We start from the raw sequence: 8,003 nt of genomic DNA on the forward strand, positions 1-8,003 counted from the left end.
TGAACCTCTCAATGAGCCTTCTCTCGCCGGGCTTTTGAACATCGTAACCGGCTTTTCTCAGGACTTCAAGGGAACCTTTGAGGAGACGCCCCTTTGGAAGAACGAACCTCATCTTTCCACCTCCACCGGAATTCCCATTGAAACGAGCTTTCTGGCTTCCCTGAAGGAGCTTATCCCCCTGAGGAACTTTCTGCCCTTCCTTTCCCTAACGCTGGCGAGTTCAAGGAGTGCTCTTAGGTCAAGGGCAAAACCCACCGCAGGTTTTCCGTGGAACGAGTACTCTCCACCGCCCCCGATGGGCCTTCCGAGAAGGGGCGAATAGACCTCGAATATGACGTCACTGTAATAGGGCAGGGGCCTCACCGTCCCAAAGTCCACGAAGATTCTTTCGTCATCAACCAGTTTGAGAATCTGGGTGAGCTTTGGATAGTTGCTCTCCTTTCCCCTGAAGTTAAAGAGGTTCCAGAGTTCTTCCTTTTTGTCTTTGCCTATCGGTAGCTTTTCAATCAATCCAAAGTTTCTCCGCTGGAGGGCCCGGCACACCGTTTCTCGAAACTCCTCTATGTCCTCGGTTGCTTTCCGCCATACTTCGAGGCTTCCAAGGTCTATGTAGAACTCACTGATTCCAAGGCTTTCGAGGGACGTTATCAGAACGCTGATAACCTCCGCTGTCATGAAGTTCGGTTCTCCCCCAATGAACTCGACTCCGGCCTGCCATTTTCCCTCGACTCCGCCGTCAAGGACTTCCCCCACGTAGTACAGTTTGGCGAGGTCTATCTCGTATTTCAGCAACCTGCTCGTCACGTCGGGCTTTATCAGATAGAACTCGTTGTTGTAGGCAAATTTGGTTCCTCCCTTTAGCGTCTCCGAGTAAGGCTCGATTGTGGGCAGAACGACTTCCCTGTAACCCCAGAGCTCAAAATTTCTCCTTAAGAGGCTCGAAATAATTGCCATACGCGAGTAATCCCTAATCCCCCTTAGGGCCATTTAGAACACCTCCGAATATTTTTCGAGAACTTTGGTCAAAGTCACCCAAGAAGCGTCAATGATGAAGACTACCCCTCAGAAGAGTTTTGAATCCAAATTCAAAGCCTGAAGAGACAGTTTTTACTCCCATCTCAAACCCCACCTGTGCCATTGATGTGTTTCGAAGGGGTTTATAAGCTTATCCGAAGGCTTTTCGACAGTTTGAAGAATAATCTTGGGGGACTTGTCAATGGTTCAGAAATGGGTATTAAAGTGAAGAGCAAAGTTCACGGAACGACGTACTTCAGGATAACGAATTCCCGATAGTCCATAACCTTCTCGAAACCCCTCCTTAGGTAGTAGCCGTACGCATCTAAACTGGGAAACGTTATCACGTGGGGAGTTTTTCCCAGGGAGAGAAGCCTTTTGACGGCGAAATCAAGCAGTTTAGAGCCGTATCCCTTTCCCCTGTAACCCGGACTTGTCATGAAGAACTCTATGAGACCGGTTTTCTCGTTCTTTATCTCCTCCGGCACCCACGGGATGTCCTTGCCTTCGAGCTCGTAAACCAGCGCCACCGTTCCCACGAGTAGCTCACCTTTTCTCATGGTGTAGAGCTCGTCGAACTCTTTTCCCAATCTGAACTCAAGGAAGGGCTCGTAAACCCGCTTAAAACCCTCGAAATCCTCTGGAGACGGCTTTTTCTCAACCCACTCAAGGGCAGGATAAGTCCCTCTCGTTGAGCGGTAAACCTCGAAGACGAATTTGAGTAGCTCGTCCTTGAGCGAGAGTGGGTTGTCAATCCTCTCGATTTTCATCTCCCTCCCCAAAGGTTATTAGGAACGTTGTTAAAATAACTACGGTGGTTTTATGGACGAGCTTGAAGCACTTGCCCTCGCGCTCGAGGTTGAAAAGGCCGAGATGAAATTCTACCTTGACCTCGCGAGGAAGACAAAGGACGAAAAGGCAAGGAAGATGTTCCTTTTTCTGGCAAGGGAAGAAGCCGACCACTGGGAACAGTTTGAGGAGAAGTTCCTTGAAATAGTCGTTGAGGAGTGCAGGCTTCCGGCCGTTAGTGAAGAACTTCTTGAAAAGCTCCTTGTTAAGGCGGAAAACGTTGAGAGCGAAGTAGATGCTGTAAAGATAGGCATGGAGCAGGAAAAGCTAACCTGGGAGTTCTACGAGAAGGCTTCTCAGGAGGCAGAACACGAGAGCGTTATGAGGCTCTTTGAAGAGCTTGCGAGGATTGAAAAAGCGCACTACGAACTCCTAAGGGCACAGTACGATGCGATCATGAAGACAGGCATATGGATGGACTACCAGGACTTCAGCCTTGAGGTGGATTGACTTATTCGACTAGAACATTGATAAACTTCACTTTTCTTCCCGTTTTTCTTTCTATGGTTTCTATTATCTCCGAGTCGTTAATGTCGATTATCCTCTTGTCATCGATTATGTTGATATGAGGTCTTGTGTTCACTTCTATTCTTGTCTCCCCATCAAGGGAGAAAAGCTCCACTAGTCCTAGCTCCTTCAGCGTGATAACGTTAGAGTATAGGGTTGAAAAGCTAACCGTTGGGAACTCTTTCCTCAGCTTTTCGTGAACCTCTCCAAGAGAGGGGTGTGTTTTTCCAATTTCCTCGAGGATTTGGAGAAGTTTAAGTCGTTGGGGGGTTATCTTATAACCTTTTTTCCGTAGAGTTTCAATGGCTTTCTCTTTCCACATGAATGAAACTTTAAAAAATCCATTTATAAGTCTTCCTAAATAGAAATAACTTCTAAATAGAAAAGTTTATTAACTAAAACTAACAACTATTAAATGGTGAAACCCATGTCTGAACACAACAAAAGACTTGTTGAAAGGGCTGGTATAGACGTTGAGAAGCTCCTGGAAATGCTTCTAAAAGCAGCCGCGGCGGAGTTCACAACCTATTACTATTACACTCTGCTGAGAAACCACTCCGCTGGCATGGAAGGTGAGACGATAAAGGAAATCGTAGAAGATGCGCGTCTTGAGGACAGAAATCATTTTGAGGCCCTTGTGCCGAGGATTTATGAACTCGGAGGAGAGCTTCCTAGGGACATTCGTGATTTTTCAGAAATGGCATGGTGTAGCGACGCTTACTTGCCCGAGAACCCCACAGTAGAAGAGATTCTGAAGGTGCTCCTCCAGGCAGAGCGCTGTGCTGTGGGAGTCTATACTGAGATATGTAACTATACCTTCGGAAAAGACCCTCGAACTTACGATTTAGCTCTTGCGATTCTCCACGAAGAAATAGAGCACGAGGCTTGGTTCGAGGAGCTTTTGACTGGAAAACCAAGCGGACACTTCAGGCGCGGAAAGCCTGGCGAGAGCCCCTACGTTTCAAAGTTCTTGAGGTAGGGTTATTAAGGAGAAGATTGAACTATAACGGGTGATACCATGCTTGCCAAATACCCTTTTGAGTTGCCGAAGGACAGGCCCCTCACCAAGAGGGAAATTGCGCAGGCCCTCCGCTGGGCTATCGAGGCGGAACTCGACGCGATAAGCTTCTATGAACAGCTGGCGGAACACATTGAAGATGAGAAAATCAAACACGTCTTCCTCGACGTTGCAAACGAGGAGAAAGAGCACTTCGGCGAGTTTCTAGCGGTTCTCTTCGCCGTTGATGAGGAGCTTGCGAAGTATATGAAGGAGGGCTTTGAGGAAGTGGAAGAAGAGACCGGGATAAGGGTCGAGCTCTGACCCTTTTCTTTATGGTTCAACGTATGTCATTTTAGAAGCCTTCATCGAGTTCCGCTGAAGGTATTTATCCTTCCGCCAAAAGCAGTCCAAGTTCATTATAGACCTTTACGCTATTAAACCCTTCCGTCCTGAGAATCTTCACAATGTCTTCCAGTATCTTTCTCTGGACGTTTATCGCCAGCATCTGGCAGGCGTGGCACTCTGGAGTTGAGCGGGCCATGAGGAGGAAAACCTCAACTCTCTCATTCTCAACGGTTAATCCGTAGAGAAGGCCCTCCTCCACGATGTTAAGCCCCGTCTCGGGGTCTTCAACGTTTTCCAGAACTTTAACGACCCTTTTAACCTCCTCCGGGAGGTCTTCTCTTGGCCCCCTCTTGGGTTGCGTTCTGGGTTTGAGGAAGTCCAGTAGGCCCATTAACCTTACACCTTACCGTCGCTAAGGTCTTCTGGCTTGTAGCCTTTCCTGTTCTCGAACTTTCCGACAACGTTGTTCGCAAGGTCGTAGACGTAAACGTTGTTGAACTTAACTAGGGCAAAGCGCTCCATTATGTCGCCGATTATTTTGGAGTATGCTATTGGGCTTTCACCGATTATGTTGTACTCGGCATGGCTCTCAAACCGAAGCCAGATTTTGAGGGTATCATCGCCAACCTCAAGGCCGGCTATAACGCCGGAGTCGAGGACATCGCCACCCGTTACGGGGTCGGTTATCTTCTTCAGCTCCTCGATGACAGCTTTATACGGCTCAGGCCACTCCCTGTCTGGCATGTAAACCTTCATGTTCTCACCGTTGGGAGCCTCGTATGGACAAGTTATAAGCCTTCCTGGGCAGAACTGGGAAACACAAAAAGAAGGGGGTTGGGGCGGGAAAAGTCACTCGAGCTGAACCTCGCTCTCCCAGAGGCCGTGGATGTTGCAGTAGCTCAGGGCGTAGAGCTTGCCCTTCTTGCTCGTCCTGAAGAAGAAGACTGCCCTCGGCTCACTGAGCGGGTCGCTGTGGTTGGTAAAGGCCACTCTACCGACGAGAATCGGGAAGTTCTCGCCCTCCGGGTGGAAGTAGAGCTCAATCCACGCTATGTGGTGCTCCGGAGTGTTCGGGTGCGGTATCTCCTTTCCAACGCTGACCTCGACCTTGACGAGGTCGCCCTCCTTCTCGTACTCTATAACGGGGACGTGCTTTTCTCCTTTCCAGTCTCCACTCTTTATGGTTTCGCTAAGCATCTCAACCACCTCACTCTATTTTTTCAAATTCGCTTTTAGGTGCACCGCAGAGGGGACAAACCCAGTCCTCAGGAAGGTCCTCGAACCTGGTTCCCGGGGGAATTCCGTTATCCGGGTCGCCCTCCTCCTCGTCGTATATGTAACCACAGATTAGACATCTCCACTTTGCCACTTCTTTCACCGGTTTATTGTTAGTATTTCGGCCTTATAAGGTTTGTGGTTCAAACCTGTGAAATGGAAAAGCGAAGAAATCACTCAAAGGCTACGAACTTGTCTCCCGGAGCTCCACAGACGGGACAGCGCTCTGGAACTTCATCAATCGATGTGTAACCGCAGACGGGGCAGATGTAAACCTTTTTAACGTCCATGTCTTCCCCGCTTTTCGCCCTTTCCCTGGCCTTTTCATACAGCTCGGCGTGTATCTTCTCGGCCTCGAGGGCATAGTGTGTCGTCCTGATGGCTTCTCTCTCCCCTTGGAACTCGGCGGAGTTCTTGTAAACGGGGTACATCTCCTCGACTTCAAAGGTTTCGCCCGCTATGGCCTCCTCAAGGTTATCCTCCGTCTTTCCAAGCTTGCCGAGGGCGATAAAATGGTTTTTCGCGTGGACGAACTCCGCGTAAGCGATAGCCCTGAAAAGTTTGGCTATGTTGGGAAAGCCCTCCCTTTCGGCCTGTTCGGCAAAGATTAGGTATTTCATGTGGGCCATACTCTCCCCGGCGAAGGCATCTTCCAAAAACTTTCGGGTCATTTTCCTTTTCACGCTCATACCGACCACCAAACTGTGCACTGCGGTAATTTTTGGGACTTCCTTGTATATAACTGTTTTCTGAGGCAGAAGAAGGAAGAAGAGGGGGATTTAACCAATCCACTCGACGAGCTTCCTGACAGCTTCTCTGAGCCTTTCCTCATCTTCCTTGGTCGGCCTTCCCTTGCTCTCGACTGTTTCAACCAAATCGAACTTGCTCCTGCTTATGAGGGTCTCTATTTTCTTCGCCGCAACACCGCCCCAGCCGAAGGCACCGACAATTAGGACGGGCTTCTCGTAGTTGGCCTTGTCGAGTATCTCAAAGAGGGCATACCTTATGCGCGGGTGTATCTCGGCCTCGTAGGTTGATGCCCCTATGACTATCGCCTCGCTGTCCGGCACTTCTCCAAGGATATCGCTCACCGCGGGAGCTTCTTTGTCGGTGAAGCGGTAAACGACGGGCTTCTTGCCGAGCTTCTTGAGTTCATCAATTACTATCTCCATCCTCCTCTCGACGAAGCCGTACATCGAGTCGTAGATAACCAGAACCTTGTCCTTGGTAGGAACGCCCGCACCGACGCGCTCGTAGTAGTCGAAGATTCTCTTCGGGTTCCTGCACCAGGCAAGGCCGTGGCCGGGCAGAATCATCTTCGCGTCCTCAACTATGCCGAGCTTCTTGAGCTTGTTGAGGTTCTGGACGATGTACTTGTGGTAGTGCCCTATGACGGTGACGATGTATTTGGTGACATACGGCAGATACTCCTCAATTACTTTCTCGTCGCTGTCGTCTATGGTCTCTGGGATTGAATAGCCACCGCCGGCGTCACAGCTGAATATTAACCTGTCCTCTACGACGTAGGTTATCATGGTGTCCGGCCAGTGGAGCCAGGGAACGGTTATGAAGCGGAAGGTCTTTCCACCGATGTTCATTTCCTCGCCGTCCTTGACGATTTTGAAGTTTTTAACAACTTCCTCACCGTAGAAGCCCTGGAGGAGGTTTCTGGCGAAGGTAGTGCCTATCACCTGAGCCCTGTAGCCGTTCTCCTCAAGGAGCTTTGGCAGCGCCCCGCTGTGGTCTGGCTCGGTGTGGTGGACTATTACGTGGGTTATCTCCTTCGGGTCAACGAGCTTTTTCAGGGCATCTATAAAGAGGTCCGCGTAGTCGGCTTTCACCGTATCAAAAAGCACAACAGCGTTATCGAGCTTCATGAGGTAGGCGTTGTAGGTTATGCCCTCCGGGATGTCCCACGTTGCTTCGAAGTACTTAATCTCGTCATCGTCAACCCTAATTATGTAGAGCTCCGGGTCCGTGCAAAGCTGCTCAACCCTAACGTTGACCATTGGAATCACCGTAAAAGTTTCGAGCGTCTGGCTAAAAAGGTTTTTCACGCGAGAAGAAATGGCTTTGACTTCTTCTATTTGTTGGGATTCCATTCATGTTTGTAGCCGGCGTTACCCATCCAAAATAAATCTTCGCCATCCAGCTCAAGAAAAGCGACAAGGCAGAAATCTCGATTAAGATTTAAGCTCCCCAGCGTTCTCCAGTATTTTTTGAACGATTCCATCGGAGATTCCGAAACCATGCTTCTTCAGCCTTTCAACATAGGGCCCAACTTCCTTAATCAGTCCCCTCCTTTTAGCTAGGAGGAGAAGTCCCAACGTGCCGATTACACTCAGTCCAAAGCCCCTCGCGACCTTTCTCGCCTCTTTATCGTCCAGAACAACCAAATCAACGTCGTTTTCAATGGCGAACGCTATCGTCTCAGCCTCGCCGTAATCAACCAGCTCAAGCAGAAACTTAACGAGCTTTTGGTTCTTGGGTGAGACATTCTTCAAAAAGTCCGCCCTTGCTATATCTAAGGCCTCTTCGTGTGCAACCCCCTCAACGACGGTTTCGTAGTAGACGGCATCTGTGATGAACACTTCATTGAAAAGTTCATCCAAGATGTCGAGAAGTCCAAGCTTGGCAAGAAATATGAGTGGCGACGAGTTCACCGCAACCCTCATGAGAGCTCCTCCAAAACCTTGATGTCGTTCTCAAGCTCCTCCTCATCGTAATGGATTCCCTTGCCTTCCCTGGCAAGAATCTCAATGAACTCCCACTTACTCACTCCAGCGAGTCTCCTCGCCTGCCCGAAGGATAGTATACCCTTCTCGTAGAGCCTTACGGCCAGCTCGACCTTGACCCTTTTCTCAACTTCATCCTCAGGTATCTTCATCATCTCCGGGAGCTCGACGACTATCTTCTTTCCCATCCTCCCACCGTTCTTATCTTGCGCCCAACACTATTTAACCCCTTTGCCTTCCGTAAATCACGAGGTAGTAGGGAAACCTGACCCGGGAGA

14 protein-coding genes are annotated in these 8,003 nt (G+C 49.5%); 3 read left to right on the top strand and 11 right to left on the bottom strand.

Annotation, left to right across the window (positions count from 1 at the left end; genetic code table 11):
• Window positions 1-108 precede the first annotated feature (108 nt).
• Window positions 109-987, bottom strand: coding sequence for an ATP phosphoribosyltransferase regulatory subunit (locus MVG27_RS03680; protein WP_297556208.1), 879 nt, complete (start codon window positions 985-987; stop codon window positions 109-111).
• Between the two features lie 266 nt (window positions 988-1,253).
• A complete protein-coding gene (locus MVG27_RS03685) occupies window positions 1,254-1,784 on the bottom strand; it encodes a GNAT family N-acetyltransferase (protein ID WP_297556209.1) in 531 nt (176 codons plus the stop codon).
• 52 nt (window positions 1,785-1,836) lie between these two features.
• On the opposite strand from MVG27_RS03685, the gene MVG27_RS03690 reads away from it, so the two are divergent.
• A complete protein-coding gene (locus MVG27_RS03690) occupies window positions 1,837-2,313 on the top strand; it encodes a ferritin family protein (protein ID WP_297551057.1) in 477 nt (158 codons plus the stop codon).
• 1 nt (window position 2,314) lies between these two features.
• On the opposite strand, the gene MVG27_RS03695 is transcribed toward MVG27_RS03690, so the two are convergent.
• Window positions 2,315-2,692, bottom strand: a complete 378-nt coding sequence (locus MVG27_RS03695) for a transcriptional repressor (protein WP_297556211.1) — start codon at window positions 2,690-2,692, stop codon at window positions 2,315-2,317.
• 105 nt (window positions 2,693-2,797) lie between these two features.
• On the opposite strand from MVG27_RS03695, the gene dps reads away from it, so the two are divergent.
• Together dps and MVG27_RS03705 are read left to right on the top strand one after the other, a co-directional pair.
• Window positions 2,798-3,349 (top strand): DNA protection during starvation protein, encoded by a 552-nt coding sequence (gene dps / locus MVG27_RS03700; protein ID WP_297551059.1) that lies wholly within the window; start codon window positions 2,798-2,800, stop codon window positions 3,347-3,349.
• A 39-nt stretch (window positions 3,350-3,388) separates the two neighbouring features.
• The gene (locus tag MVG27_RS03705) at window positions 3,389-3,691 is read left to right on the top strand and encodes a ferritin family protein (protein ID WP_297556214.1); all 303 of its coding nucleotides are present in this window, start codon (window positions 3,389-3,391) and stop codon (window positions 3,689-3,691) included.
• Window positions 3,692-3,755: 64 nt separating this feature from the next.
• Here MVG27_RS03705 and MVG27_RS03710 read toward each other — a convergent pair whose 3' ends face one another.
• From MVG27_RS03710 to MVG27_RS03745, 8 genes are all read right to left on the bottom strand, one after another.
• Window positions 3,756-4,106, bottom strand: coding sequence for an iron-sulfur cluster assembly protein (locus MVG27_RS03710; RefSeq protein WP_297549166.1), 351 nt, complete (start codon window positions 4,104-4,106; stop codon window positions 3,756-3,758).
• Between the two features lie 5 nt (window positions 4,107-4,111).
• Window positions 4,112-4,471 carry an iron-sulfur cluster assembly protein gene (locus MVG27_RS03715; RefSeq protein WP_297549168.1) on the bottom strand — a complete coding sequence of 120 codons (360 nt, stop codon included), beginning with the start codon at window positions 4,469-4,471 and terminating at the stop codon, window positions 4,112-4,114.
• Between the two features lie 93 nt (window positions 4,472-4,564).
• Entirely contained in the window at window positions 4,565-4,912 is a 348-nt protein-coding gene (locus tag MVG27_RS03720) for a desulfoferrodoxin family protein (protein ID WP_297468802.1), read from the bottom strand.
• 10 nt (window positions 4,913-4,922) lie between these two features.
• Window positions 4,923-5,084, bottom strand: coding sequence for a rubredoxin (gene rd / locus MVG27_RS03725; protein ID WP_297065612.1), 162 nt, complete (start codon window positions 5,082-5,084; stop codon window positions 4,923-4,925).
• 79 nt (window positions 5,085-5,163) lie between these two features.
• A complete protein-coding gene (locus MVG27_RS03730) occupies window positions 5,164-5,679 on the bottom strand; it encodes a rubrerythrin family protein (protein WP_297549170.1) in 516 nt (171 codons plus the stop codon).
• 90 nt (window positions 5,680-5,769) lie between these two features.
• On the bottom strand, window positions 5,770-6,999 hold the full coding sequence (locus MVG27_RS03735) for an FprA family A-type flavoprotein (protein ID WP_297556217.1): 1,230 nt from the start codon (window positions 6,997-6,999) through the stop codon (window positions 5,770-5,772).
• 174 nt (window positions 7,000-7,173) lie between these two features.
• Window positions 7,174-7,665 (bottom strand): DUF3368 domain-containing protein, encoded by a 492-nt coding sequence (locus MVG27_RS03740; protein ID WP_297556215.1) that lies wholly within the window; start codon window positions 7,663-7,665, stop codon window positions 7,174-7,176.
• Window positions 7,662-7,913: a UPF0175 family protein gene (locus tag MVG27_RS03745; protein ID WP_297481310.1), complete on the bottom strand. Its 252-nt coding sequence runs from the start codon at window positions 7,911-7,913 to the stop codon at window positions 7,662-7,664. The genes MVG27_RS03740 and MVG27_RS03745 overlap by 4 nt, the downstream gene beginning before the upstream one ends.
• Window positions 7,914-8,003: the final 90 nt, after the last annotated feature.

The sequence above is a fragment of the Thermococcus sp. genome (assembly GCF_027011145.1).
Taxonomy (GTDB): Archaea; Methanobacteriota_B; Thermococci; order Thermococcales; family Thermococcaceae; genus Thermococcus.

Bases quoted from the DNA above. Each gene is read 5' to 3' on its own strand.
- MVG27_RS03680 (WP_297556208.1), bottom strand. From the start codon at position 987: ATGGCCCTAAGGGGGATTAGGGATTACTCGCGTATGGCAATTATTTCG.
- MVG27_RS03685 (WP_297556209.1), bottom strand. From the start codon at position 1,784: ATGAAAATCGAGAGGATTGACAACCCACTCTCGCTCAAGGACGAGCTA.
- MVG27_RS03690 (WP_297551057.1), top strand. From the start codon at position 1,837: ATGGACGAGCTTGAAGCACTTGCCCTCGCGCTCGAGGTTGAAAAGGCC.
- MVG27_RS03695 (WP_297556211.1), bottom strand. From the start codon at position 2,692: ATGTGGAAAGAGAAAGCCATTGAAACTCTACGGAAAAAAGGTTATAAG.
- dps (WP_297551059.1), top strand. From the start codon at position 2,798: ATGTCTGAACACAACAAAAGACTTGTTGAAAGGGCTGGTATAGACGTT.
- MVG27_RS03705 (WP_297556214.1), top strand. From the start codon at position 3,389: ATGCTTGCCAAATACCCTTTTGAGTTGCCGAAGGACAGGCCCCTCACC.
- MVG27_RS03710 (WP_297549166.1), bottom strand. From the start codon at position 4,106: ATGGGCCTACTGGACTTCCTCAAACCCAGAACGCAACCCAAGAGGGGG.
- MVG27_RS03715 (WP_297549168.1), bottom strand. From the start codon at position 4,471: ATGAAGGTTTACATGCCAGACAGGGAGTGGCCTGAGCCGTATAAAGCT.
- MVG27_RS03720 (WP_297468802.1), bottom strand. From the start codon at position 4,912: ATGCTTAGCGAAACCATAAAGAGTGGAGACTGGAAAGGAGAAAAGCAC.
- MVG27_RS03730 (WP_297549170.1), bottom strand. From the start codon at position 5,679: ATGAGCGTGAAAAGGAAAATGACCCGAAAGTTTTTGGAAGATGCCTTC.
- MVG27_RS03735 (WP_297556217.1), bottom strand. From the start codon at position 6,999: ATGGTCAACGTTAGGGTTGAGCAGCTTTGCACGGACCCGGAGCTCTAC.
- MVG27_RS03740 (WP_297556215.1), bottom strand. From the start codon at position 7,665: ATGAGGGTTGCGGTGAACTCGTCGCCACTCATATTTCTTGCCAAGCTT.
- MVG27_RS03745 (WP_297481310.1), bottom strand. From the start codon at position 7,913: ATGGGAAAGAAGATAGTCGTCGAGCTCCCGGAGATGATGAAGATACCT.